Source organism: Variovorax gracilis, assembly GCF_030317115.1.
Lineage (GTDB): Bacteria > Pseudomonadota > Gammaproteobacteria > Burkholderiales > Burkholderiaceae_C > Variovorax > Variovorax gracilis.
The window spans coordinates 24555-49910 of record NZ_JASZYF010000013.1 but is presented as its reverse complement, the minus strand read 5'-3'; the positions used below and the strand labels follow the sequence as shown (position 1 = coordinate 49910).

Here is a 25356-nt window from a genome sequence, read left to right as displayed (position 1 = left end):
AGGCGACCAAGCTCAGGCTTGATGCCTGCATGAGAAAGGCGCAGGCGCGGCGGCTCCGCGCCTCGATCCATCTGGTGCGCTCGTGATGCTCAGAGCCTCGCTTTCGGCCGAGGAGAAAGAGCTTCTCCGCCATGCCCGCCGCGTCGGCTTGGAGGCCGCGTGCGCCCTCCTGCGTGCCGAATTGTCTGAGCGGCAGCGCCACTCGAATCCGGCGCCGATATCCCGGAGCGGCCCGCTCGACGGCCTCAAGCATGAGGCGGTATTGCAGCCGGGCTCCTCGCAGGGCTACATCACGAAGTAAAGGCGAGCGCGATGCCGGCGAGCACCCTCACGCTGTGGATTCATCGGCGAGACGCGCGCGTAGCGAATGCGCTCGGCTATCTGGCCGTCGAGAGCGCGCTCGCGCGGCAACTGATCGCCGAGGGCAAGGCGTGCGATCTCTTCGCGGCGCGCGGCTTGCTGCCGTTTGTCGAAGGCTGGCACGGATCGCAGCCTTCGCAACCGAAAGATCGCCTGAAAATTGAGGCGATCCCCGAACCATCATCCAGCAGCAGCGGCGACGGTGCCCCCGGCCCATTGGCACAGGAGAGCGCCGATCATGGGAACCCGCAATCGCCCCGGCCGCGCCGAGCGGCAGCAGCAGCCGAGCCCGTGCGGCCCCGATCCGGAAAGGCTCGCGGCCGTCCAGCGCGCGAGCGGGAGGCTCCAAGCGGCGCAGGCGACGTTAAGGGCGCTTGAGGCGCAGAAGAAGGCCGGGCCATGAGGCTCACCAAGGCCGCTCAGCGCCAAGCCGCCGAGCCCTGCGCGCGCCTGCATGCGAGCGAGCCGATGAGCTTGAGCGAGGTCGCGCGGCTCCTGCATTGCTCCCGCGAGGGCGTACGGCTGATCGAGATCTCGGCGCTCTCGAAGCTGCGCGCTGAACTGGCGCGCCGGGGTTACGACGCCGAGGGTCTGCTCGGCGATGGCCGGGCGGATCTCGGCATGCACAAGCCGCGCCTCAAGAGATCCGAATAACGGCCCGTGGCGCGTCGTTCGCGCCTCGCCGCTCCCTCGCTATCGCCCGGCCGCTGTTCGCGCCTCCGGCTCGTGCAGAATGCGCCTCCAACGGCGCGCCGCCATGCGCCGGCCAAAAAAGGAGCGCATGGAGTCTGCAATCTGGGGATTCATTGGCACCTTGATCGGTGCGCTTGCCAGTATCGGCACCAACATTGTCACGAGCCGCAACGCTGCCGCCTTGCAGAGTACGGCTTCCAAACTGGCGCGAGAGGAGCAGCGCCGAGTTTTCCAGCGCGAAACGCTGCTCAAGCTTCAAGATGAGTTGCATGCGCTACTTCGGCTTACCGCGAGAATGCAAATAGCGGACAAGGAATCTTTTCGCAGGACCAGCCAATGGGGCGCTGAACTGCTGCCGGATGACCTCAGCAATAGCGAGTTTGAGAAAACGATCGAGGTTAAAAAGCTGGTCGAACGGGTGGATGATGAAGCCCTGCGAGGCGACCTGAAGACGCTCCTTGCCGTGCTGGCGGAGTTCAAGTTGGCGGAGACAGAGGCTCAGGCGGACAACGCTTTCAACACCGCAGTGGCCGTCGGCAATCCGGCGATTGAGCGTATCGGCGCTGCCCTGCGCTCGCAGTACTAGCCCCTCGAAGCCCGCCCCTAATGCCGCGTTGCGCGGGCTGCCTCGGCGGCGGCGCCCGCCACGCGTTCGTGGAATGCGTAGCCGCCGGCATCGAGCGTTTGCAGAAAGCTGTGAGTGATCTGATCGGCGAGCCTCGCGGCCTCGCCGGATTCCATCCCTGATCTCTCAAGCGCCTGCGCCAGCCGGTCATACCAGCCTACAAAAATCGTAGCGGCCTGCGCGGCGATGCAATGGCGCGGCCCGGCGATCTCGGCAAGGATGCGGGGCTTCTTCGGATCTTCTTCCATGGCCGTCTCCGGTAAGTTGCTTCAATGCGAGCCCGGCCCTGCTGCAAGGTCGGGGCCCGCCCTAATCCTCCGCTGAAGTAGGGCGCAGGAGCGCAGCACCTCGGCACGGACGCGCGTCGATGGTGACGGTGGTCGTGGCCTGCGCCCGCATCGGCGGTTTGCGCCCGCATTGCGCCCGCATTTCTTGAGGCCGCAATCCCATGCAAGCGCACGCTCTGAGCCCCAGCGAAGCGCGTGCGCCCGCATGCGCAGGGGGTATAAGGGGGAATGCGAGCGCGCGCGCACGCCGAGGCGGCTATCAGCCGCTGAGCGCGCACTTGCCGTGCGCTCGCATTGGGCGTCACGAAGCGCGCGGTAATGTGCGATGCGGGCGCTGCGCTTTGGCTCCGACGGGAAGAATTGACTGCGCAGCGGCCGGCGATACTCGTCGCTTCGCAGCAATGGAGAGGGAAGATGGAGAAATGGAACCTTCGGCTCGTCCGCTGGTTGGCGGCGCTCGCTGTCGCGCTCACTGTGGTGTCCGCGCACGCTGGCCAGGACACAGTGCGAGCCGCTTATTGCCTCGGCAGCAACGAGGCGACGCTTGCGGACTCGCCTGCGCCATCCAAGGAGATGCAAGAGGCCGAGCGCCTGTTTGAAGACAGCAAATCCGCAGGGGCCGGTGAACTGTACCGAAATCGACTTCAAGACAACATCAGCAGGCTCAAGGACTACCTCAAAGTCAACGCGAGCAAGGCGGACAAGAAGGCGCTCGATTTGGCGCGGGAGCGCGGCAATGGCGACTACATGGTAGGGATCAGAGACACGAAGCAGTGCATGGAGGCGTGCAATCGCGCCTCCGATTGCACGCAACGATGCCTGAAGGACTCCGGCCCGACGCAAAGGATGAGGGCCTGCCAAAAGCTGGACTGGCTTCCGTTCTAGCATGAGCGCCTGACTCTCATTCGCGGGCTTCCGCGCTGCCCTTGTCTGTGAGCACCCAGCACTCGCGCTTCTTGCGCTGCTCGTCGGTGTACGGCTCGATCGTCAGCAATCCCCGGTACTTGAGCCCGCGCAGCAACGGCGACAGCGCCTTCATGGCACGCAGCCGCTGCGGCAGGGCGATGCCCATGCTCGTGAAGATCTTCGCCGCGCTGTTGTTGGCGGTGACGTTCGGCGAGATCCGCTGCCCCGTTGCTCGCGCCTCGGCGAACGCGGCCAGGACTGCGCGCTCGTCGTTGCGCTGCTCGATGGCGTGCACCACCGGGCCGGCCTGCTCTTCGGGCAGGATGACCCCGTGCAGAAAGTTCCAGTGGAAGTGCAGCCCGGCGCTACCGGGCGCAGCGTGATTGCCCTTCGCTCGCCTCAGGATGTAGGGCGCGGGCGGGCCCGACTCATCGAGATCTTCGTCGGCGTCAGCCGCTTTGCCGCGCGTGAGTTCGAGCCGCGAGCGCACGGAGTTATGCCAACCGGTCGAGCCGCTGTATTGCGCCCCCGTGACATTCGTCGTGCTCGCGGCGCGGTTGACATGCGCGAGCAGGAGCACCGCGCCGGTATGCCTCGCGGGAAGCAGCCGCTGTAGCACCCGGATGAAGGCACGCACCGAAGCGCGCTCGATTTCGCTCGCGGCGTAGGTGTCCGAAGCGTTGTCGATGATTCAGGATATCGATCGCTCGCTCGTCCACAAATCGCTGGAGCGCGGCAAAGGCGGCGGTGGAAGTCCCCGGGGAGCCGCGCTGCGCCACGAAGAGTTCAGGCTCCGGGAGTTCGCCGGCATCGATCAGGAACAGCCAGCCGTCCAAGCTGGCCGGGGAGATGGCAAGCGCGGCGCAGTATTGCTGCACGCGCCAATGCAGCACGGGCGCGCGATCCTCGCAGCTATACACGAGCACGCGACGCGGAGGGCTCGCGGGCTTTCCGAAAAGGGGCAGGCCGGCGGCGATCCCGATGGCGACATAGAGGCCGAGCATCGATTTTCCGCCTGCCCCATGGGAAGCAAGCAGCGTCACGTATCCCTCGGGAATCCAATCCGCGATGACGAAAGCAGGAGGCGAGACGCGCTGGCCGGCGAGGTGCGCGAGATCGACCGTGAGCGCGCGCAGCCGCTCGGAATCGCTCGCCGCGTCTGTGTCCTCGCCCTCCAGTTGTGCCGCCCGCTGCGTCGCCTCGGCCGCATCGCGCAAGCTGATCGGATCGAGCGCAAAGTGCCCCGCGATGGCGCGATCGAGCAGCGCGATGATCTCCCGATGGCGAGCGCGCTTCAGCACGATTTCGACGTAGCGCGCCACATTCGCATTGGCAGGCGCGTACTGCGCGAGCCGATTGAGGTATTCCAGCCCGCCGGTCTCTTCGGCAATCCCGGCGGCCTGCAAGTGCGCGAAGACCGTCAGCACATCCACTGCATGGCCGGCGGCCGTCATGGCGGCCACGGCCGCGAAGATCAGCCCGTGGGCATGGCGAAAGAAGTGGCCCGCCTGCAACTTGCCGGCCGCCTGCGGCCACGCCGATGAGGCATCCAGCAGCAGGGCGGAGAGAACTCCAGACTCGGCCTCGATGGAATGCGGCGGCACGCGCAGCCCTGGCGCCGATTCGTCGTCCCCTACGTCCGGCCTGCGCCGTACCGTATCGAGCACGGCGGCGCTCATGATTTCGTGCCTCCTACGCGGTCGAGCCAGTGGGCTAGCTCGATCAAGGAGTTCAACTGCTTCACGAGCCCCCATCGCGTGGCGAGCCAGCACGGCCGGCCGTCGCAGCCGCCAGCCCGCGAGATCCGGATTCCGCGCAATGCGCCGCGCAGGATGAGCGCCGTCTCCCATCGCTCGTCGATCTCAACGGGGGTGTCCGCGCCGTTGCCCTTCACGGCACGCTCCCGAGCAGCATCGGCCGGCCCCGGTGCCCGAGCGCCCGCGAAAATTCAGACAAGGCCTCATGCACAGCCTGCTCGATTTCCGCATGCAGCGCCTCGCGCTCGGCGCGCGTCGGCGGCCGGGGCGACCAGATGGTCGTGAAAGCGCGAGGCTTCAAGGTGCAGCCGAGATACTCGCGAGCCGGGCCCAAATCGGCTACGTCCAGCCGAAAGCGACCGAGCGCGAAGGAGCGCGAGCGCCTCTCGAAAGGAATCACGATCGCCGACGCCGCAGGCGAGGCGCTCGCCTCCTGTTGGCGCCGCGCGCGCAGGCGGCGTACAGTAGGCGCGTCGGCTGGATGGGACATCTGCTCGTCTCCTTCGGTCGGCGCGGTGCTGAGGGCAGCGCCGCGTGGGATGCTTCGCTTGCTTTGAAGGCGGCTCGGTTTCGTTCCGAGCCGTTCTTCTTTCTGCGCCGGATCAGCCTGCGAGGTTCGCGCTGCGGGCCGCAACCATCGCGCGGGTAGGCCTGCCCAATTTCTTCTGCGCTCGCAGCGGCGGATCAGCGGGCCAGCCTCCGGCCGGCGGGCGACCGAGGCGCTTGCCGCCACTACTGCGCGCCGGGGGCCGTGGAGCGCCGGTAGGCGCCCCGCCAAAGCGATCCGCAGCAAGTTCGCGGCTGCGCTGGCGCTGCTGCTCCAGCCATGCGGCCTCGGCCTGCGGCGTGATGATCCGCTTGCCGAAAATGTTCAGTTCTTCCGGCCCATGGCCGGCCCGCTGCGCCTTGGCGTAACCGGATCTCGACGCGCGATATCGCACGCAGAACTCGGCGACGGTCAGCCCGTACCGCTGCGGCGGCGCCGTAAGGTTCTCGGCGAGCGGCTCGGCCGGGGGCAGTTCTTGCGGCGCTTTCATGGCTGCCTCCGCACGACGCGCATTCGCATGCCGTCATCGTAGGGAGGGCCCATATGGGTGCCGCGCAAGGCGCGGCGCTTCGCGTCTGCCGGCTGATTGGGATGCAGGAGCGCTACCTTCGCCGGCTTCGGACGGCGCTGATCCGCCGCCGGTAGCGCCTTGTCAAATGTCATCACGATGGAGCCCTCATCAGATCCGGCCGAAGGGCACGGGCTGACAAGAGTTTTCCCCATATTTCGGCTTGGCGGAGATGAGCGAAGGAATCCCAAAAGCTGCGCCAAAAATCGGAAAAAGCGCCTCAAACGGCCTCACGCAATGTGCTGCGCGAACACGAAAGACACTGGCGCCGTGCGCTCCTTCCACCGCCCATTCGACTGCGCCCAATGCTGCGCCCGGCCGGCCCAGTAGGTTCCCATTGTCAAAGCGCCAGCGGCCACGCGCAGGCCATTGCGCGACGGGTGGCTCAGGTCGGCGGCGACCGTGGGCCAGCATGGGCCGAGCAGGCGAATTAGCTCGGCCTTAGTGACGATCTGGTCGTCTTTCCCGAGCGGCTTTAACCGAGGCGGCGGGCGGCGCCGCTGCCGGGGCTCGGCCGCTTCGGTACGATTGCGGGTAGCCATGGATCACCTCCGCTCAGGTTGATCAAGGTCAGCGGGCCCGGCGCTTGGGAAGGCGTCCGGGCCCCGCGTCATTGTGCGCCGCCTCGTTACAGCGCGAGTACCGCGAGCGCCTTGATATCGCGCTCGGGCGTACTGTGAAAATAGTGCTGCTGAATCATTTTCAGGCTGCACCCGGCTAGCGCCGCGATGGTCGCGACATCGACGCCGCCGGCCGCCATGTCGGAAATCGCGCTATGCCGAAGTCCGTAGGTCACGCTCTCGCGAGGCAAGCCCGCCATCAGAGCGCCTTCTTTCAACGGGCCCTTCCAATGCGCCGCGATCCATTGCCGGCCATCGGTGCGGCTGAAGAGAAACGCGGCGGGCGTCTTTCCTGCGGCCTGGTGCGCGAACAGCGCGGCGGCTTGCGGGGGCAGCGTAAAGCTGCGCTCTGGGTGCCCCTTATCGACGCCCTTCCGGATCGTCACAACTCCGGTCTGCTTGTCGTAGTCCCTCACGGTCAAGGATGCGAGCGCCCCCGGCCTCAGCGGCAGCATCGCCAGAGCGCTGAAAAATTGGCGCGCATCCTCCTCGCGAACCTTCGACAGCAGCGCGCGGCGCTCATCAGCGGAGAAGTAAACCTCGCGTCGATTTGCGGCCGGTTCCGGCGGATCGAGCGGGCCCTGCCACGCATGCTTGTTCGTCACGAGCCCTTCCTTAAACGCCAGATTCAGCGCCGCGCGAAACGGCGTCATATCTCTTGCGACGGTGGCGCCCGATCTCGCCTTGCCCTTGGTGTGGTGCGCATGCGTGCTCAGATGGGTTAGGTGCTTGCGCCACGCTTTGAAGTCAGCGGCGGTCAGGCTCATAACCTCGGCATCTGCGAAACCCTGCCGATCCAACACGTACCTCGGGAAACGCGCGTCGGCATCATCCGCCGCTTTGGCGCCCCGCTTGGTGCGCAAGTGCTCGACGTAGTTTGCGCATATCTCGCGCACCGTAGCGGGCCTCACGGGACCGCCGGCTCCCAAATGTACAAACCACTTTTGGGCGGCTTCGCAGGCGGCGGCAAAGCGTTGGGCATCGGGCAAGGTCAGCACATCGGGCAGCGGCTTCGATACAGGTTTGCCGCCCGGCGGCGTCCATCTTCCAACCCAAGTCCCGTCCGTCTTTTCGCTCATGCGGCGGAAGCCGATGGCGCGATTAGTGCCAAGGCTATGCCAGTATGGCTCCCGGCGCGTAGCCAAATTCTTGCGGTCCTTGGGCGTGGCGATGCTGCGCGTGTTCATGGTTGGCCTTGTACGGGGGTATGCTTAAACAATGAGCGATGTACGGGGAAAGTACGGGGAGCCCGTAGGAAACTCAGTAAAAATCGGTAGACAAAGAAACGTGATCTCTCCAATGAAAACGCTCCATGGAGTTGTACTGATTTTCCCATGATTTCCCTCTTGCGCTCCTTTTCCTGGCAGGAGTTGCGCCACCATCCGTGGCGCAACGCAGCAGCGGTCGTCGCCGTGATGCTGGGCGTGGCGCTGGCCTTTTCGGTGCAACTCATCAACGCCTCTGCACTCGATGAGTTCTCCAGCGCGGTGCGCTCGGTCAACGGTCAGCCTGATCTTGAGCTGCGCGCCACGCAGGGCAGCTTCGACGAGGCCGTGTTTGCGCGGGTGGCTCGGCAAGCGCAAGTGACGCTGGCGAGCCCCGTGCTGGAAGTCCCTACCCTGGCCATGGCAGGCGAGCGACGCTTGCCGCTGCGCGTGGTTGGCGTCGATGCGCTGGTGTTGCCGTCGATCGCACCGGCACTGATGCCGCGGCCCGCCGAGGGCAGCGACAGGCTGGCGCTGCTGGCGCCGGGCCACGTGTTTCTCAACGCGGCCGCGCGCAAGTCGTTGGGCGAATCCGCGACCAACGTGCAGTTGCGCGTCGGCACCCAATGGCAAACGCTCAACGTCGCCGGCCAGGTCGCGGCCGGCGGTGCCGCCCTCGCCGTGATGGACATCGGCGCGGCGCAAGACCTGTTCGAGCGCGGCGGCCAGCTCACACGCATCGATCTGCGGCTGGCGCCGGGCGCCGATCGCGCGGTCTTCATCCGATCGCTGCGGCAGTCGCCGGGCTGGCCTGCGGGCATCCAGATCGCCGAGCCGGGCGACGCAGCGCAGCGCGTGAGCAACCTGTCGCGGGCCTACCGCGTCAACCTGACAGTGCTCGCACTGGTCGCCTTGTTCACCGGTGCTTTCCTGGTGTTCTCCGTTCTGGCGCTCAGCGTGGCCAAGCGCGCGCAGCAATTCGCGCTTCTGGGCGTGCTCGGCGTCACGCCGCGCGAAAGACTGCGGCTGGTGCTGGCGGAATCCATCGTGCTCGGAGTGATCGGCAGCGCTGCCGGCATCGCGTTGGGCACTGCCCTGGCGCAGTTTGCGTTGCAGGTGCTGGGCGGGGATCTGGGCGGCGGGTACTTCGAAGGCGTGGCGCCCACTCTGCGATGGAGCACGGGGGCGGCAGTGCTCTATGGCGCGCTCGGCGTTCTCGCCGCGGGCGTCGGCGGCTGGTGGCCCGCGCGGGCGGCCCAGGCCCTGCCCGAAGCCCAGACGCTGAAGGGCCTGGGCTCGGCGCCGCCGCGCGGCAGTGCCCACGGCGTTGCGCTGCTGTTGATTGCGGCCGGCGTGGCCCTGGCGCTGGCACCCGCAGTGTTCGGCATTCCGATCGCGGCCTATCTCTCCGTAGGCTTCCTGCTGGTCGGCGGCATCGCGGCGCTGCCGTGGCTCATCGCCGTGCTCTATGACCGCCTCGCGCCATTGTTCGCGCGGCGCGTGCTGCCCCTGCTGGCGATCGAGCGGGCGCGGCGCATGCGGGGAACGGCCGCGGTGGCGGTCAGTGGCGTGGTCGCGAGCCTCAGCCTCGCCGTCGCGCTCACGGTCATGGTGGCGAGCTTTCGCGACTCGGTCACACGCTGGCTCGACGTGGTCTTGCCGGCCGATCTCTATGTACGCAGCGCGGCCGGCGGAAGTTCGACCAGCGAGCAGGCCGCCTTTTCGCCGACATTTGTCCAGTCGCTGGCGCAGTTGCCGGGCGTGACGCGCACCGGCACGCTGCGCACACGCGCTTTGCTGCTCGACCCTTCGCGGCCGAACGTCACGCTGATCTCACGCAGCCTTGAAGAACATGCCGGCCAATCGCTGCCCTTGCTGGGTGCGGCCTTGCCGGTGCCTGCAGGGCAGATCGGCATCTACGTGAGCGAGGCCATGGTCGAGCTCTATGGCGCGGAGCCGGGCACCGTCTTCGAGCCGCTGGCACGTGCGTGGTCCACGGGCACGGCCGGCGAGCGGTCGACGCCGCCAGTCTTCTTCGTTGCTGGCGTGTGGCGGGACTACATCCGCCAGTTCGGCGCGATCACCATGGACGCGCGGGACTTCGAGCGGCTCAGCGGCGAGCGCAACGTGAGCGACATCGCCCTCTGGCTTGCGCCAGGAACCCACACCGGGACGGTCGAGCAGGCGGTGCGCACGCTTGCCTCGCGCGAACTCGGCGCGGGCGAGCCCATCGAAATCGCCTCGGTGGGCCAGATCCGCGCGACCTCGCTTCGCATCTTCGACCGCAGCTTTGCAGTGACCTACTGGCTGCAGGCGGTCGCGATCGGCATCGGCCTGTTCGGTATCGCCGCAAGCTTCAGCGCGCAGGTGCTGGCGCGTCGCAAGGAGTTCGGGCTGCTTGCCCACCTGGGCTTCACCCGGGCGCAAGTACTCGCCATCGTCGCCGGCGAAGGCGCGGCCTGGACCGCAATCGGCGCCGTCGCCGGGCTGGTGCTCGGCCTGGCGGTGTCCGTGGTGCTGGTACACGTGGTCAACCCGCAAAGCTTCCACTGGACCATGGATCTGCTGGTGCCCTGGGCACGCCTCCTTGCGCTTTGCGCGGCCGTGCTGGCGGCCGGCACGGTCACGGCATGGCTGGCCGGCCGCGCGGCCGCGGGGCACGACGCGGTCATGGCGGTGAAGGAAGACTGGTGAACTGAAGCCGGCTCAGGGCGAAGGCCGGCTGCCCTCGATGGTGCGCTGCGGATTCGGCAGCGCACGGTTCCGACACCACTCGGTCATCTGCCGCACGGCGGCGTCGGCGCCACCTCCTTCGCGCCTACCAGTTCGGCGCAGGCCTGCGCCATGGCGGACGAGGTTCCAGCCGGTTTGCATGTGCATCATTCTTTCGGAAGAGATGTCAGGAAACGGCAGATCTCATCGTTGACGACCTCCGGATGCGTCACGGGGCCCATGTGGCCGAGCGAATCGAAATCGACGACCTGGACGTTGGGCAGCGTGCGCGCCAGCAACCGCGTGACGGCGAGCGATGAATCGGGCGATTTCCTGCCGGTCATGCAGAGCACCGGAAACCGCATCGAGGCGAAGGCCGAGAGGGGCGTCGGCTCGGTCAGCAATGCATGTGCCCAGTTGCGAACGTTGACGATCGAGCTTTCTATCGGGCCCTTGCGGGCATCGGGGGTGTGCTTCCAGGCACCAGCACCCATCCAGTAGTCGATGAAGCACCGGGCGGCTTCGGACGAGTCGCCTTGGTCGAGCGCGGCTCCTGCGCCCGCAACGGCCGAACGGATTCCATCGGCTGCATTGGGCGGCGGCTTCTCGGCATCCACCAGCGCGAACAAGGTCGGCTCGTACAACACCAATGCACGAACGCGCTGCGGTCGAACGATCGCAGCAATGAGCGCGACGGCCGCGCCGTACGAATGCCCGACCAGCACCGTGCGCTCTCCAGCGAGCGCAAGCACAGGCTCGATCAGCGCGACTTCGTCGCGAAGTGCGACCTTGCGATCGGTCGGCCACGCGGGGCTCCTGCCCGCTCCAAGAGAGTCAACCGCCCACACGTGGAACTCCGGCGCCAGGCGGTCCATGAGGCCTCGCCATTGGCTCGAACTGCTCGCGTTCGAATGCAAGCACACGACGGCGGGGCCGGCGCCGACTTCGCGAAAGAACGGATCGAGGTTCTCCATGCTCAAGGCTCCAGAAGAATGGCGACCCGTTGACTCAGTCCCGCTTCGCAGCGAGCGTCGGGTCGCCCAAGGTTCGATTGAGTTCGACCGCCTTTCGGGTCAGGCGCCGCACCGTCGCGGCATCGACGGCCATTCCCTCGCGCAGTTCCAGCGTGGCCATCTCGTATTTCCCGCCGGGCTTGAGATCCGACTCGATCTCGCGCAGACGCTGTCCTCGCCAGAAACCGAACAGGACACGGCTCTCCTCCGCGCGAATGAGCAGCACGGGGCCATTCGCCAGGTAGACGAGATGACGCCACTTCACAACCTCTTCCATCGCGGACGCGGCGCGCACCGCGGCGCGCAGCGCCTCGACGCACTGGCGCTGCCAGCCATCGAGAGCCAGCACATAGGCATCGGGACTTGAAGCGGGCGCGGTCTTTTGCATGGGGGCTCCAATGCCCGCATTCTCAGGCGAATGGCTGAAAATGTGCGAATGAACCCTCCCTCCTCTTGCAGCAGCGGCTGGCTCGGCACGGCGATCCTGCGCATCGAGGCCGACTACCTGCGCAGCGCCGACACACACCTGATCCCCCTTCGGCTGCCGAACTTTGCGTCAGCCGGCATCGACCTCTACCTGAAGGACGAGTCGACCCATCCGACCGGCAGCCTCAAGCACCGGCTCGCGCGGTCGCTCTTTCTCTACGCGCTGTGCAACGGCTGGATCAGCGAAGGCACGACTGTCGTCGAAGCCTCGAGCGGCTCCACCGCCGTGAGCGAAGCCTACTTCGCGCGGCTGCTCGGCCTTCCCTTCGTCGCGGTGATGCCGCGCACCACCTCGCCCGAGAAGTTGGCGCAGATCGCCTTCCACGGCGGCACTTGCCACTTCGTCGAGCATGCGGGCCAGGTGTATGAAGAGGCGCGCGCACTGGCCGAGCGTTGCGGCGGCCACTACATGGACCAGTTCACCTATGCCGAGCGCGCCACCGACTGGCGCGGCAACAACAACATCGCCGAGAGCATGTTCCAACAGATGGCGCGCGAACGGCACCCCGTGCCGGCGTGGATCGTGGTGGGCGCAGGGACGGGCGGCACCAGCGCGACCATCGGCCGCTATGTGCGATTTCGCTGCCACGACACGCAAGTGTGCGTGACCGACCCGGAGGGCTCTGTGTTCGCGGCCTACCACGCGAGCGGCGATGCCTCATTGACTGCGCCCGGATCGCGCATCGAAGGCATCGGGCGGCCGCGGGTCGAGCCCAGTTTCGTACGGACGCTGGTCGACCGCATGGTGGAAGTGCCCAACATCGATTCGATCGCCGCGATGCGTGCGCTGTCCACGCTGCTCGGCCGCAAGGTCGGGCCCTCGACCGGCACCAACTTCGTGGGCATGCTCGCGTTGGCGCGTGAGATGCGCGATGCCGGAAGGCAAGGCTCGATCCTTTCGCTGCTGTGCGACGCGGGCGAGCGTTACTTGCCGAGTTATCACGATGCCGCATGGGTGCAGCAGGCCTTCGGCGACATCGACGAAGCGCAGCGGCGCATCGACGCAGCACTTGGCGAACAAGCATGAGGGCGCTCGGCCTTTCGCGTCGCGCCGTGTTGTTCTCCGCGCTCGCGGTGCCAGCGGCATGGGCATTGCCGCCGCGTGCCATGCAGTTCCCGCGCGACTATGGCAGCCATCCGGACCTGCGCACCGAGTGGTGGTACATCACGGGGCATGCAAAATCCGGTGCGCGTGAGTTCGGATTCCAACTCACCTTCTTTCGCTCGCGCGTCGAAGCGACGCAGGCGATGCGATCCGCTTTTGCGGCACGGCAGTTGATCTTTGCGCATGCGGCCATCACCGACCTGGAAGGTCGCAAGCTGTGGCACGACCAGCGCATCGCGCGCGAAGGCTTCGGCATCGCATTTGCCTCGGAAGCCGATACCGACGTCCGCCTGCGGGACTGGACACTGCGTCGCGATAGCCAGGGCTACATGGCGCGCCTGCCCGCCAACGGTTTTGCGCTCGACCTGCGGTTCAACCCGACCCAGCCGGTGATGCTGCAAGGCAATGCGGGCCTCTCGCGCAAAGGCCCGGACGTCGAACAGGCCAGCTACTACTTCAGCGAGCCTCAACTCGCGGCCGAGGGCAGCCTGAGCCTGCAAGGCAGGCGCTTCGACGTGCAGGGCACCGCCTGGCTCGATCGCGAATGGAGCGAGGCCTACCTGCACCCGGCCGCGGCTGGCTGGGACTGGATCGGCATGAATCTCTTCGATGGCTCCGCGTTGATGGCTTTCCGCATCCGGGGCCGCGACGGCGCATCGCTCTGGGCAGGCGGTTCGCTGCGCACCGCCGAGGGCCGCCAGCGAGTGTTCGGCCCCGACGAGCTGCGTTTTGAATCCGAGGGCACCTGGACCAGTCCGCGCACACGGGCGGTCTATCCGACACGATGGCGCATCCAGACGCCTGCGGGCGTTTTTGCGGTGCGCGCCCTGCTGGACGATCAGGAGCTCGACAGCCAGGGATCAACCGGCACGGTGTACTGGGAGGGCCTGAGCGACTTGCTGGATGCAAGCGGAAAGCCCGTAGGCCGGGGCTACCTCGAACTCACGGGATACGCGCAACCGCTGCGCCTCTGAGCGTTGCTGTCGAAGACCCATTGGCTGCGCAGCCAGCCGGTGAACTCCGCTTCGGCCCGGCGGCAAAAAGCTGTCTTCAGCCCTTTGCCGCTCCGCGCCGGCGATCAATGAAGGCAATGATTTCGCCCATGATCCCGCGTCGGAAGGCCAACACGCAGATCACGAAAATCAGGCCCGTGACCATGGTGACCGACTCACCCAGCGTGTTGAACCAGTCGATGGTCGTGATGCGCGCCAGCAGGTGGCCGAACTCGCCGATCTTGTTTTCCAGCAGCACCACCACCGCCGAGCCGACCAGTGGGCCGGAAAGCGTGCCCAGCCCGCCGACCAGGGTCATCAGGATGACCTGGCCCGAAGCGCTCCAGTGCACATCGGACAGAGTGGCGAAGCCCAGCACCAGCGTCTTGAGCGATCCCGCGAGGCCCGACAGTGCCGCCGAGATCACGAAGGCCAGCAGCTTGAAGCGGCTCACGTCGTAGCCGAGCGAGAGTGCGCGCGGCTCGTTTTCCTTGATGCCCTTGAGCACCTGCCCGAAAGGCGAATGGATGGTGCGCACGATCAGCAGGAACGCGGCGACAACGATCACGAGCGTGACGTAGTACATGGTGAGGTCGCTCTGCAGATCGACCACGCCGAAGAGCTTGCCGCGCGGCACGCCTTGCAGGCCGTCCTCGCCGCCGGTGAACTTTGCCTGCAGTGCGACGAAGAACACCATCTGCGCGAGCGCCAGCGTGATCATCGCGAAGTAGATGCCCTGCCGGCGGATCGCCAGTACACCGAAGAGCCAGCCCAGCAGCGCGCCGGTGACCGTGCCGGCAATGAGGCCGAGTTCGGGCGTCAGGCCCCACACCTTCATCGCATGGCCCGCCACATAGGCCGAGCCGCCGAGAAAGGCCGCGTGGCCGAAGGACAGAAGCCCCGTGTAGCCCAGCAGCAGATTGAATGCCGATGCGAACAGTGCGAAGCACATGAGCTTCATCACGAACACGGGGTAGGCGCCGGCGAACGGCGCCACGACCAATGCGGCGAGCAGGAGGAGATAGATGACAGTGGATAGCTTTTTCATGCGGCTGCCGTCTTATTTTTCTTTGCCGAACAGGCCGGCGGGGCGGATGAGCAGCACGATGACCATGATCACGAACACCACGGTGGAGGAAGCCTCCGGATAGAAAACCTTGGTCAGCCCTTCGATCACTCCAAGCCCGAGGCCGGTGAGGATGGCACCCATGATCGAACCCATGCCGCCGATCACGACGACCGCGAACACCACGATGATGAGGTTCTGCCCCATGAGCGGCGATACCTGGATGACCGGGGCGGCGAGGACGCCGGCAAAGGCTGCGAGCGCGACGCCGAAGCCATAGGTGAGCGTGATCATCAACGGTACGTTGACGCCGAAGGCTTCCACCAGCCGCGGGTTCTCGGTGCCGGCGCGCAGGTAGGCGCCGAGCCGGGTCTTTTCGATGACGAACCAGGTCGCGAAGCAGACGACGAGCGAGGCGACGACCACCCAGGCTCGGTAGTTGGGCAGCATCATGAAGCCGAGGTCGGTGGCGCTTGCCAGCGCGTCCGGCGTGTCATAGGCGAGGCCCGAGACACCATAGATGGAGCGGAACACCCCCTCGATCAGCAGCGTCAGCCCGAGCGTGAGCAGCAGGCCATACAGATGGTCGAGCTTGTAGATCCAGCGCAGCAGCAGTCGCTCGATCAGCACGCCGAAAAGCCCCACGATGATCGGCGCCACCACCAGCATCACCCAGTAGTTGACGTTGAAATAGTTCATCGCCATCCAGGTGAACACCGCGCCCAGCATGAACAACGCGCCGTGCGCGAAGTTGATGACGTTGAGCAGGCCGAAGATCACTGCGAGCCCGAGGCTCAGGATCGCGTAGAACGACCCGTTGACCAGCCCCAGAAGGAGCTGGCTCAACAAGGCGGGAAGAGAAATGTTCATAAAGTTCAGACTACCGCGTCAAGCGCTCTGACCAGAGGGCCGCCGCGTCCGGCCGCCCGAAGCGGCCGGCCCGCCCCCTTGCGAAAAGGGGGGTGGCGAAGCGACCGAAGTGCGCAAAGCCTGGGGGTTACTTCCAGAGTGCGCACTTCGATTCGGCCTTGGTCGTGAAGACTTCTTCACCCGGCAGCTTCGCGACCACCTTGTAGTAGTCCCACGGCTGCGTCGACTCGCTCGGCGACTTGACTTGCACCAGGTACATGTCGTGCACCATCCGGCCGTCGGGACGGATGCTGCCCTTGGCGTAGAAGTCGTTGATCGGCATCTTCTTGAGTTCGGCCATCACCTTGTCGGCGTCCGTGCTCTTGGCGGCCTGCACGGCCTTCAGGTACGTCGTGGTGGCGGAGTAGTCGGCCGCCTGGATGTCGGTCGGCATGCGCTTGGTCTTGTCGAAGAACTTCTTGCCGAAGGCGCGCGTCTGCTCGTTGAGGTTCCAGTCCCAGCTCGTGGTGAGCAGAAGGCCTTCGGTGTTCTTCAGCCCGAGGCTGTGGATGTCGGTGATGAACACCAGCAGGCCGGCCATCTTCATGTTCTTCGTGATGCCGAATTCCTTGGCCGCCTTGATCGAGTTGATCGTGTCGCCGCCCGCGTTCGCCAATCCGAGGATCTGCGCCTTGGAGTTCTGCGCCTGCAGGAGGAAAGACGAGAAGTCCGACGCGTTGAGCGGGTGCTTGACGCCGCCGACCACCGTACCGCCCTTCTCCTTGACGACCTTGGCGGTGTCGCTTTCGAGCGCTGCACCGAAGGCATAGTCAGCGGTCAGGAAGAACCAGTTCTTGCCGCCATTGGCGACCACGGCCCCGCCGGTGCCCTTCGCGAGCGCCACGGTGTCGTAGGCATAGTGGACCGTGTAGGGGCTGCATTGCTCATTGGTGAGCGCCGAAGTGCCCGCGCCGTTGACGATGAAGACGCGCTTCTTTTCCTGCGCGACCTTCGCCATGGCAAGGCCGGTGCCCGAATTGGTGCCGCCGAACAGCATCGTCAGGTTCTCGGTGTCGATCCACTCGCGCGCCTTCGATGCCGCGATGTCGGCCTTGTTCTGGTGGTCGGCCGTGACGAGTTCGATCGGCAGGCCGTTGACCTTGCCGCCGAAGTCATCGATCGCCATCTGGATCGCGGTCGCGCCGTTCTTGCCTTCGACGTCGGCGTACAGGCTCGACATGTCGGTGATGAAACCGATCTTGACCTTCTCCTGGGCCTGCACGGCGCCGGTGGCAAATGCAACGGCAAGGGAAACGGCGGTGAGTGCAATGGTCTTTTTCATGTTCAGTTCAGTTGATAAGGAGAAGAGATTCAGGAGGGCCGCCGCATCCGGCCGCCCGGAGCGACCGGCCGCCCGCCCCATGCAGGGAGCCGGCGGAGCGACACGCAGTGCGCGCACCCTGGGGGCGAGCTTTACTTCCAGAGGGCGCACTTGGAGTCGGCCTTCGCGGTGAAGACCTGCTCACCCGGCAGTTTGGCGTTCACCTTGAGGTAGTCCCACGGCTGCTTCGACTCGGCAGGCGACTTCACCTCGACCAGGTACATGTCATGCACGTAGCGGCCATCGGCGCGGATCTGCCCCTTGCCGTAGAAGTCGTCGAGCTTCATGCTCTTGAGCTGGGCCATGACCTTGTCCGAATCGGTGGTCTTGGCCGCCTCCACGGCCTTCAGATAGGTCATGGTGGCCGAATAGTCCGCCGCCTGGATGTCGGTCGGCATGCGCTTGGTCTTGTCGAAGAAGCGCTTGGCGAACTTTCGCGTGTCGTCGTTCAGGTCCCAGTACCAGCTTGTGGTGTGCAGCAGGCCCTCCGTGTTCTTGAGGCCCAGGCTGTGCACGTCGCTCAGGAAGATCAGCAGGCCCGCGGTCTTCATGGTCTTGCCGATGCCGAATTCCTTGGCGGCCTTGATCGAGTTGATCGTGTCGCCACCCGCGTTCGCAAGGCCGAGGATCTGTGCCTTCGAGTTCTGCGCCTGCAGCAGGAAGGACGAGAAATCCGATGCGTTCAGGGGATGGCGCACCGCGCCGACCACCGTTCCGCCCTTGGCCTTGACCACGGCGGTGGTGTCGGCCTCGAGGGCATGGCCGAAGGCGTAGTCGGCCGTCAGGAAGAACCAGCTCTTGCCTCCCCGATCGACCACCGCGGCGCCCGTTCCCTTGGCTAGCGCGACGGTGTCGTACGCGTAGTGCACCGTGTACGGGCTGCATTGCTCATTGGTGAGCGCCGACGATGCTGCGCCGTTGTTGAAGTACACGCGCTTCTTTTCCTGCGCCACCTTGGCAGTCGCCAGGGCGGTGCCGGAGTTGGTGCCGCCGAAAACCATCGTCACGCCGTCGGTGTCGATCCATTCGCGCGCCTTGGAGGCGGCGATGTCTGCCTTGTTCTGGTGGTCGGCCGTCAGCAGTTCGATAGGCTGGCCCAATACCTTGCCGCCGAAGTCGTCGATCGCCATCTGGATCGCGAGCGCGCCGTTCTTGCCTTCCAGGTCGGCGTACAGGCTGGACATGTCGGTGACGAAGCCGATCTTCACCTTTTCCTGCGCATGCGCTGCGCCCGCTGCGAGCGCCATGGCTGCGATGGCCAGTGTCAGTGCGGTGAGCTGGTTCTTCATGGGATCTCCAATCCAATCAAAGGGTTGAGAAGTTCAAACGCCTAGCAGCTCGTTGAGCACCGGCATCTTGGCCTCGAGTTCGGCGGCGCTGAAGCCCTCGACCATGCGGCCGTGCTCCATGACGTAGAAGCGGTCGGCCAGCGGCGCGGCGAAGCGGAAGTTCTGCTCGACCATCACGACCGTGTAGCCCTTGCCGCGCAGCGTGTGGATCATGCGGGCCAGCGCCTGCACGATCACCGGGGCCAGGCCTTCCGAAATCTCGTCGAGCAGCAACAGCTTGGCGCCCGTGCGCAGGATGCGCGCGACGGCCAGCATCTGCTGCTCACCGCCCGACAGGCGCGTGCCCTGGCTGTGGCGGCGCTCGGCCAGGTTGGGGAACATCGCGTAGATCTCGTCCACCGACATTCCCTGCCCCGCCCCTTTCAGCGCCGGCGGTAGCAGCAGATTCTCTTCGCACGAGAGGCTGGCGAAGATGCCGCGCTCTTCCGGGCAATAGCCGATGCCCTGGTGGGCGATGCGGTGCGTGGCCATGCCGATGGTTTCGGTGCCGTTGACCTTGATGCTGCCCTTTCGGGCGCCCGTGAGGCCGAGGATGGCGCGCATCGTCGTGGTGCGGCCGGCGCCGTTGCGGCCCAGCAGCGTGACCACTTCGCCGGGCTGCACGACCATGTCGACACCGTGCAGCACGTGCGATTCGCCGTACCAGGCTTGCAGGCCCTTGATTTCGAGTGCAGGGGTCGCCATCAGTGGGCCCCTTGCAGTTGGCCGTCGGTGGTGCCCATGTAGGCTTCCATTACCTGCGGATTCTTCGAGACTTCGGCGTATGGCCCTTCGGCCAGGACGGCGCCGCGCTGCAGCACCGTGATGGTGTCGGCGATGGTCGACACCACGCTCATGTTGTGTTCCACCATCAGGATGGTGCGCCCGGCGGAAACGCGTTTGATAAGTTCGGCCACGCGATGCACGTCCTCGTGGCCCATGCCTTGCGTGGGTTCGTCGAGCAGCATCAGTTCAGGCTCCATCGCGAGCGTGGTCGCGATCTCCAGCGCCCGCTTGCGGCCATAGGGCAGGTTCACCGTCAGTTCGTCCGCCAGGTCCTCGAGGCCGACCTCCGCCAGCAACGCACGCGCACGATCGTTGAGCGGCGTGAGCGATTTCTCGCTCTTCCAGAAGTGATACGAAGTGCCGAGCGCCCTCTGCAAGCCCAGGCGCACGTTTTCGAGCAGGGTCAGGTGCGGAAACACCGCGGAGATCTGGAACGAGCGGATGATGCCGCGCCGTGCGATCTGCGCCGGACGCTCGTTGGTGATGTCCTGTCCATTGAACAGGATGGTGCCGGAGGTCGGCTCGAGGAACTTCGTGAGCAAGTTGAAGCAAGTCGTCTTGCCGGCGCCATTCGGCCCGATCAGCGCGTGGATCGATCCCCGAACGACCGAGAGATTGACCTTGCTGACCGCGGTGAAGCCCTTGAATTCCTTGGTGAGCTGGCGTGTTTCGAGAATGATGTCGCTCATCTCGCGCGGTCACCCGAGTGCTGGCAGGAAAAATCAGTCATGCGGTCCATCTGTGCGCACCACCATGGCTGCGCGGACCGCATTGTTTGCGGGGCCACCAAAACTTGCCTACTGGGGCAAATGCCTAGCTGGGCCCGCCCCCAGGCTTGCGCACTTCGTGTCGCAGCGCCTCGCCCCTGCCGGGGGCAACACCTGCGGCCCGACAAAGCCGGTTCCGCGGTGTTTTTCGAGCGGGCTTCGCTTCGCCCGCCCTGACTTGCTCGGCGACGTGGGCTGTTGCCCCCGTACTACGCGAGCGCTGCCGTGGAACCGGCTTTGCCGGGCCGCTGGTGGCGTCTCCTCCAAGGGGGGTGGACGAATCGACACCAAGCGCGCGAAGCCTAGGGTGGGCTCTAGTGCGCTCCCGCGGCAGCATCGGCAGCGCCGGGGCTGCGGGTGGGCTTGGCCAGCCAGACCAAGGGGATCAGCAGGAGGAACAGGATGGCTGAGCCGTAGAAAAGGTCGTTGGACGCCAGCATGAAGGCTTGCTGGTCGACGAGGCGGTTGATCTGGCCCAGGACCTGGTCCGTGTTGAAGCCGCTGCCGCCCAGGCCCGCGATGGCGCTGCTGGCGGCTGCGCTGCCCTGGCTGACCGATTCGACCAGCTGTGCATGGTGCAGCGCCGCCCTGTTCTCCCACAGGGTCGTGGCGGTCGAGGTGCCGATGGCGCCTGCGGTGATGCGCAGGAAGTTGGACAATCCCGACGCCGCCGGAATCCGGTCGGGCGAAAGGCCCGACAAGGTGATCGTGACCAGCGGGATGAAGAAGAACGCCATCGCCACGCCCTGGATGATCGTCGGGATCATGATGGTCCAGAAGTCGGCCTGCGTATTGAAGTTCGACCGCATCCACAGGACCAACGCAAACACGAGGAACGAGAAGGTCGCGTAGCGGCGCGGATCGATTTTCCCCACCGTGAGGCCGACCACAGGCGAGAAGAAGATCGCCAGCAGCCCCACGGGCGCCATGATCATCCCGGCCTGCGTGGCCGTGTAGCCCATGAACTGCTGCAGCCACAGCGGCAGGATCACCACGTTGCCGAAGAAGAGCCCATAGGCCACCGCCGTCGCGAGCGCGCCGGACCAGAAATTGCGCCGCTTGAAGAGCGAGAGGTCAACCACCGGATGCTTGTCGGTGAGTTCCCAGGCCAGGAAGAAGGCGAAGCCGACGCCCGCCAGGACCGCGAGCGTGACGATCTCGGCGGAATGGAACCAGTCGAGTTCCTTGCCCTTGTCCAGCATGAGCTGCAGCGACCCCACCCACAGCACGAGCAGCGCGAGGCCGATGCCATCGATCGGCACCTTGCGTGTGCCGCTTTCGCGCTTGCGGTAGATGCCCCACGTGATGGCCGCGGCGAGCAGGCCGACCGGAATGTTGATGTAGAAGATCCAGGGCCAGGAGATGTTGTCGGTGATCCAGCCGCCGAGCAGCGGCCCCATGACCGGCGCGACCAGCGTGGTCATCGACCACATCGCCATCGCAAGACCGGCCTTGGCGCGCGGGTAGCTCGAGAGCAGCAGCGTCTGCGACAACGGAATCATCGGACCGGCGACGAAGCCCTGCAGCGCACGGAATGCGATGAGCATCGTCATGTTGGGCGCGAGTCCGCACAGCCACGAGCTGATGATGAACAGCAGCACGCTGGTCATGAACAGCCGCACCTGGCCGAAGCGCTGGGTCAGCCAGCCGGTGAGCGGCACGGCGATGGCATTGGCCACCGCGAAGCTGGTGATGACCCACGTACCCTGGGTCGAGCTGACGCCCAGGTCGCCGGCAATGGCCGGCAGCGAGACGTTGGCAATCGACGTGTCGAGCACGTTCATGAAGGTCGCGGCAGAAAGCGCGACCGTCCCCCACACGCGGGCGGAGCCCTCGAGCGGCGGGAGCGGTTGGGAAACCGGGGCGTTCGACATCGCGCGGGCCCGGCCGATCAGCCGGGTTGAGCCTGCGAGGCAGCGGGCGCGCCGTGATGGTTCGGGGTCGTCGCGGCGGGAACCTTGCGCGTCATTTCGCGGCCCAGGTTCGCGGCGATGATGCGCTCGACTTCGGCGTCCGCGCCGTGGTCGAGCTTGCTGTAGACCTGGGTCTGGACCAGCGCGCTGTCACGCGGTGCATCGGCGAGCATCTTGCCGGCCTTCTGGCTCACGTCGATCTCGGCATCCATCGAAAGGCCCACGCGCAGCGGGTTGGCCTTGAGTTGTTCGGGATTGAGCGCGATGCGCACAGGCACGCGCTGCACCACCTTGATCCAGTTGCCGGTCGCGTTCTGCGCAGGCAGCAACGCGAAAGCCGCGCCGGTGCCGACGCCGAGGCCGGCAACGCGGCCGCTGTACTCGACCTTCTTGCCGTACAGGTCGGCCGTGAGCTTCACGGGCTGGTCGATGCGGATGTTGCGCAACTGCACTTCCTTGAAGTTGGCATCGACCCACAGTTGGTTGAGCGGCACGATCGACATCATCGGCGTGCCGGCAGCCACGCGCTGCCCAAGTTGCACGGTGCGCTTGGCGACGTAGCCTTCGACCGGCGCCGGCATCGCGACGCGCTGCGTCGCGAGATAGGCCTCGCGCACCTTGGCGGCGGCGGCCTGCACGCTCGGGTGCTGCTCGACGCTCGTGCCTTCGGTCAGCGACTGGTTGCTGGTGAGCTGTTCGCGCGCGGCGAGCGCGCTGGCCTGAGCCGCCGCGAGGGCGCTCTTGGCGTTGGCCAGCGCCGTCTCGGAGTGATTCAGTTCTTCCTTCGACACCGCACCGTTGCCCGACAGCGCCTGGCGACGCTTCAGGTCGTCCTGCGCGCGAGCGATATCGCTCTGCGCCCTGACGATGTCGGCCTGACGCAGCGACACCTGTGCCGCGAGCGAGGCGTTGTTGACGTACAGGGTGCGAACCTGGCGCACGGCCTGCGCCAGCGCAGCCTCGGCCTGGTCGAGCGCCACCTTGGCGTCCGACGGATCGAGTTGCACCAGCGGCTGGCCGGCCTTCACCAGGTCGGTGTCGTCCGCCATGATCGCCATGACCGTGCCGCCGATCTGCGGCGTGATCTGGATCACGTTGCCCTGCACGTAGGCGTTGTCGGTCGATTCATAGTGGCTGGCGACCAGCCATTCGTACACGCCCCATCCTGCGCCGGCAAGGACGACGACCGATGCGAGCGCCGTCAGCGCACGACGGCGCTTGTTGTTGGGAGCCGGCGCCTCGACAGCGGGTGCAGCGGCTTGAGCGGCGTTGTTGTTTTCCATGGCAATGTCTTTCGGATTCAGAGCGATGTTCAGGGGTGTTGGGGCACGGACGCAGCAGCAGCCGTCGTATCAGAGGCGGGCTGCCAGCCGCCGCCCAGCGCACGCGCGAGGGCGACCTGGCTGTCGAGCGCACGCGCGGCGAGGTCCACGCCCTCGCGGCGCTGCAGCAGAACGGTGGTTTCGGCCGACAGCACGTCGAGGAAGTTTCCCAGGCCAGCGCTATAGCGCTGGACGGCGATCTGGTAGGCGGCCTCCGCGGCGTCTTGCGCTTCGCGCTGCTGGACTTGCTGGCGCGCGATCGATTGCACGCTCGTGACCTGGTCGGCCACATCGCGCACGGCGTCGAGCACGGTCGTGTTGTAGCTTTCGATCGCCGCGTCGAGATCTGCGGCCTTTCCGCGCAGATTGGCGCGCAGCCTGCCGCCCTCGAAGATGGGCAAACGTATGGCGGGACCGACGCCCCACTGCTGGCTGCCTGACTTGAGCAGGTTGTCGATGCCGATGCTCGAGAAGCCGGCAAAGGCGACGAGGTTGATGTTCGGATAGAACTGGGTCTTGGCGTTAGCGACGTCGCTGGTCGCTGCTTCGACGCGCCAGCGCGCGGCAGCGATGTCGGCGCGGCGACCCAGCAGGTCGGCCGGGATCGTGGGCTGCAGCGCCATCGTCTTCAGGCCATCGAGCGCCGGCGGAACCAGCGCCTGCGTCGCGCCCGGCTGCGCCACAAGCGCGTCCAGCGCATGCTGCGCGATCTCGATCTGCTCGCGGAAAGACTCGATCTGCTGGCGTGCCTGGGGAATGGCGCCTTCACTCTGCTTGGACTGGAGTTGCGTATCGAGGCCGGCGGAGACGCGGTCGCGCACCAGCTTGAAGACTTCTTCGCGCTGCGCCAGCGTACGTTCGGCCACTGCGAGCTGATCGTGAAGGCGAGCCCACTGTACGTAGCTCCGGGCAACGTTGCTGGCCAACAGGATGCGGGCCGCATCTGCTTCGGCGCTCGCGGCGTTTGCAGAGCCGATGGCGGCTTCGATCGCGGTGCGGTTCTTGCCGAAGAAGTCGAGTTCCCAGCTGCCGTTCAATTGAAGGGCACCCGTCTCCTGGATCGACCCGCCCAGAGGCGCCGGATAGATGTAGTTGCCGCTGAACTTCTGGCGGGTCAGGTCGAGCGCGCCATTGATCTGAGGCTTGTCCGCAGCTTCGGTGGCCGATACGGCGGCTTGCGCGCGAGCAAGGCGGGCGCGTGCAACTTGCAGATTGGGATTGCCTTCGATCGCCCGGGCGATCAGCGAATCGAGCTGCGCATTGCCGAACGCGAGCCACCACTGGCTGTCGATGGTCGGCGCCGCGGCGCTGACGGCGGGCGCCGTGGATGTGGCCGGCGCAGCCGTCAGGCCGAGCGACTGCGCATCGCGAAGCTTCGCGTGCGAAGCAATATTGCCCATGTCGGCACAGCCGGCAAGGACCAGCGCAAGCGCCGCGGCTGCCACTGCAGTGGTGCGGCGCACAGCGCCTTCAGGAAGAAGCTGAGTCATCTTTTTCTCCACGGGCCGACAGGGCCTGTGCGTTGTCAAGAATGCGGCGCAGATAGCTCTTGAGCTGTTGCCACTCTTCGTCCGTGAACCCGGCGAGGTGCTCGTTCTGCACGCGGCTGAGCACATGAGGCACCTCTTCGGCTGCCGCCCGGCCTTCGTCGGTGAGCTCGATGTTGACCACGCGCCGATCGGCCACGGAGCGCACCCGGCGGCACAGGCCCTTGGCTTCCAGGCGATCGAGAAGGCGGGTCATGGCGCCGGTGTCGAGTTGGCATTCGCGGGCCAGTTCGGCAACTGTGGTGGCCTGCCCGATATGCAGCTTGTGCAGGGGAACCCACTGTGGATAGGTCGGGCTGCCCGGCTCGCACATGTGGATCTCGACGGACTGGCCGACCGCCGTCAGGATGCGGCGCATCATGTAACCGATGCTTTCTTCCGCGCGATAGTTCTCGGCCTTGTAGAAGGCCTTGATCTCAGGCAGCTTTCCTGGCGCGGGAGCCGGCGGCCCCCCGGAGTTCTTTGGATCGGACATGTGCCAATAATAGTTGCCGCGACAATTACTGTCAAGGCGACCTTTG

General features: G+C 66.0%; 27 protein-coding genes. 7 read left to right on the top strand and 20 right to left on the bottom strand.

Going from position 1 to position 25356, the window contains the following annotated elements; translation table 11 throughout:
• The first annotated feature begins 312 nt into the window (after positions 1–312).
• The 3 genes from QTH97_RS22845 to QTH97_RS22835 all read left to right on the top strand — a co-directional run bounded on the left by QTH97_RS22845 (position 313) and on the right by QTH97_RS22835 (position 1639).
• Positions 313–738, top strand: coding sequence for a hypothetical protein (locus tag QTH97_RS22845; RefSeq protein ID WP_286570755.1), 426 nt, complete (start codon positions 313–315; stop codon positions 736–738).
• A gap of 21 nt (positions 739–759) precedes the next feature.
• Positions 760–1014, top strand: a complete 255-nt coding sequence (locus QTH97_RS22840) for a sigma factor-like helix-turn-helix DNA-binding protein (RefSeq protein ID WP_286570754.1) — start codon at positions 760–762, stop codon at positions 1012–1014.
• Positions 1015–1141: 127 nt separating this feature from the next.
• Entirely contained in the window at positions 1142–1639 is a 498-nt protein-coding gene (locus QTH97_RS22835) for a hypothetical protein (RefSeq protein ID WP_286570753.1), read from the top strand.
• Between the two features lie 17 nt (positions 1640–1656).
• Here QTH97_RS22835 and QTH97_RS22830 read toward each other — a convergent pair whose 3' ends face one another.
• Entirely contained in the window at positions 1657–1926 is a 270-nt protein-coding gene (locus tag QTH97_RS22830; protein ID WP_286570752.1) for a hypothetical protein, read from the bottom strand.
• 453 nt (positions 1927–2379) lie between these two features.
• Between QTH97_RS22830 and QTH97_RS22825 the strand changes: the two genes are divergently transcribed.
• On the top strand, positions 2380–2850 hold the full coding sequence (locus tag QTH97_RS22825; protein ID WP_286570751.1) for a hypothetical protein: 471 nt from the start codon (positions 2380–2382) through the stop codon (positions 2848–2850).
• A gap of 16 nt (positions 2851–2866) precedes the next feature.
• Here QTH97_RS22825 and QTH97_RS22820 read toward each other — a convergent pair whose 3' ends face one another.
• From QTH97_RS22820 to QTH97_RS22790, 7 genes are all read right to left on the bottom strand, one after another.
• Positions 2867–3361 (bottom strand): hypothetical protein, encoded by a 495-nt coding sequence (locus QTH97_RS22820; RefSeq protein ID WP_286570750.1) that lies wholly within the window; start codon positions 3359–3361, stop codon positions 2867–2869.
• A 4-nt stretch (positions 3362–3365) separates the two neighbouring features.
• Positions 3366–4550, bottom strand: coding sequence for a DnaB-like helicase N-terminal domain-containing protein (locus QTH97_RS22815; RefSeq protein WP_286570749.1), 1185 nt, complete (start codon positions 4548–4550; stop codon positions 3366–3368).
• A complete protein-coding gene (locus tag QTH97_RS22810; protein ID WP_286570748.1) occupies positions 4547–4765 on the bottom strand; it encodes a hypothetical protein in 219 nt (72 codons plus the stop codon). The genes QTH97_RS22815 and QTH97_RS22810 overlap by 4 nt, the downstream gene beginning before the upstream one ends.
• Entirely contained in the window at positions 4762–5118 is a 357-nt protein-coding gene (locus QTH97_RS22805) for a hypothetical protein (RefSeq protein WP_286570747.1), read from the bottom strand. Before QTH97_RS22805 ends, QTH97_RS22810 begins: the two co-directional genes overlap by 4 nt.
• A gap of 112 nt (positions 5119–5230) precedes the next feature.
• Positions 5231–5665, bottom strand: coding sequence for a hypothetical protein (locus QTH97_RS22800; protein ID WP_286570746.1), 435 nt, complete (start codon positions 5663–5665; stop codon positions 5231–5233).
• A gap of 308 nt (positions 5666–5973) precedes the next feature.
• A complete protein-coding gene (locus QTH97_RS22795) occupies positions 5974–6285 on the bottom strand; it encodes a hypothetical protein (protein WP_286570745.1) in 312 nt (103 codons plus the stop codon).
• Positions 6286–6371: 86 nt separating this feature from the next.
• Entirely contained in the window at positions 6372–7550 is a 1179-nt protein-coding gene (locus QTH97_RS22790) for a tyrosine-type recombinase/integrase (protein ID WP_286570744.1), read from the bottom strand.
• A gap of 147 nt (positions 7551–7697) precedes the next feature.
• Here QTH97_RS22790 and QTH97_RS22785 point away from each other — a divergent pair, with 147 nt between their 5' ends.
• Positions 7698–10262 carry an FtsX-like permease family protein gene (locus QTH97_RS22785; protein WP_286570743.1) on the top strand — a complete coding sequence of 855 codons (2565 nt, stop codon included), beginning with the start codon at positions 7698–7700 and terminating at the stop codon, positions 10260–10262.
• A gap of 185 nt (positions 10263–10447) precedes the next feature.
• Here the strand turns inward: QTH97_RS22785 and QTH97_RS22780 are convergent, their stop codons facing one another.
• Together QTH97_RS22780 and QTH97_RS22775 are read right to left on the bottom strand one after the other, a co-directional pair.
• On the bottom strand, positions 10448–11254 hold the full coding sequence (locus QTH97_RS22780; RefSeq protein WP_286570742.1) for an alpha/beta fold hydrolase: 807 nt from the start codon (positions 11252–11254) through the stop codon (positions 10448–10450).
• Between the two features lie 34 nt (positions 11255–11288).
• Positions 11289–11681 (bottom strand): DUF1801 domain-containing protein, encoded by a 393-nt coding sequence (locus tag QTH97_RS22775; RefSeq protein WP_286570741.1) that lies wholly within the window; start codon positions 11679–11681, stop codon positions 11289–11291.
• 48 nt (positions 11682–11729) lie between these two features.
• On the opposite strand from QTH97_RS22775, the gene QTH97_RS22770 reads away from it, so the two are divergent.
• Together QTH97_RS22770 and QTH97_RS22765 are read left to right on the top strand one after the other, a co-directional pair.
• Positions 11730–12806 (top strand): PLP-dependent cysteine synthase family protein, encoded by a 1077-nt coding sequence (locus QTH97_RS22770; RefSeq protein WP_286570740.1) that lies wholly within the window; start codon positions 11730–11732, stop codon positions 12804–12806.
• Positions 12803–13858 (top strand): lipocalin-like domain-containing protein, encoded by a 1056-nt coding sequence (locus QTH97_RS22765; protein WP_286570739.1) that lies wholly within the window; start codon positions 12803–12805, stop codon positions 13856–13858. The genes QTH97_RS22770 and QTH97_RS22765 overlap by 4 nt, the downstream gene beginning before the upstream one ends.
• A gap of 76 nt (positions 13859–13934) precedes the next feature.
• Here QTH97_RS22765 and QTH97_RS22760 read toward each other — a convergent pair whose 3' ends face one another.
• The 10 genes from QTH97_RS22760 to QTH97_RS22715 all read right to left on the bottom strand — a co-directional run bounded on the left by QTH97_RS22760 (position 13935) and on the right by QTH97_RS22715 (position 25310).
• Complete coding sequence (locus tag QTH97_RS22760) at positions 13935–14924, bottom strand: branched-chain amino acid ABC transporter permease (RefSeq protein WP_286570738.1); 990 nt, start codon at positions 14922–14924, stop codon at positions 13935–13937.
• Positions 14925–14936: 12 nt separating this feature from the next.
• Entirely contained in the window at positions 14937–15812 is an 876-nt protein-coding gene (locus QTH97_RS22755) for a branched-chain amino acid ABC transporter permease (protein WP_286570737.1), read from the bottom strand.
• Positions 15813–15939: 127 nt separating this feature from the next.
• Positions 15940–17133: an ABC transporter substrate-binding protein gene (locus tag QTH97_RS22750; RefSeq protein ID WP_286570736.1), complete on the bottom strand. Its 1194-nt coding sequence runs from the start codon at positions 17131–17133 to the stop codon at positions 15940–15942.
• A 131-nt stretch (positions 17134–17264) separates the two neighbouring features.
• The gene (locus QTH97_RS22745) at positions 17265–18461 is read right to left on the bottom strand and encodes an ABC transporter substrate-binding protein (RefSeq protein WP_286570735.1); all 1197 of its coding nucleotides are present in this window, start codon (positions 18459–18461) and stop codon (positions 17265–17267) included.
• Between the two features lie 33 nt (positions 18462–18494).
• Complete coding sequence (locus QTH97_RS22740) at positions 18495–19205, bottom strand: ABC transporter ATP-binding protein (RefSeq protein ID WP_286570734.1); 711 nt, start codon at positions 19203–19205, stop codon at positions 18495–18497.
• Entirely contained in the window at positions 19205–19975 is a 771-nt protein-coding gene (locus QTH97_RS22735; RefSeq protein WP_286570733.1) for an ABC transporter ATP-binding protein, read from the bottom strand. The genes QTH97_RS22740 and QTH97_RS22735 overlap by 1 nt, the downstream gene beginning before the upstream one ends.
• Before the next feature lie 392 nt (positions 19976–20367).
• Positions 20368–21927 carry a DHA2 family efflux MFS transporter permease subunit gene (locus QTH97_RS22730; protein WP_286570732.1) on the bottom strand — a complete coding sequence of 520 codons (1560 nt, stop codon included), beginning with the start codon at positions 21925–21927 and terminating at the stop codon, positions 20368–20370.
• Positions 21928–21944: 17 nt separating this feature from the next.
• Positions 21945–23249 (bottom strand): HlyD family secretion protein, encoded by a 1305-nt coding sequence (locus QTH97_RS22725; protein WP_286570731.1) that lies wholly within the window; start codon positions 23247–23249, stop codon positions 21945–21947.
• Between the two features lie 29 nt (positions 23250–23278).
• Positions 23279–24778 (bottom strand): efflux transporter outer membrane subunit, encoded by a 1500-nt coding sequence (locus QTH97_RS22720; RefSeq protein ID WP_286570730.1) that lies wholly within the window; start codon positions 24776–24778, stop codon positions 23279–23281.
• Entirely contained in the window at positions 24759–25310 is a 552-nt protein-coding gene (locus tag QTH97_RS22715; RefSeq protein WP_286570729.1) for a MarR family winged helix-turn-helix transcriptional regulator, read from the bottom strand. Before QTH97_RS22715 ends, QTH97_RS22720 begins: the two co-directional genes overlap by 20 nt.
• Between the last annotated feature and the right edge of the window lie 46 nt (positions 25311–25356).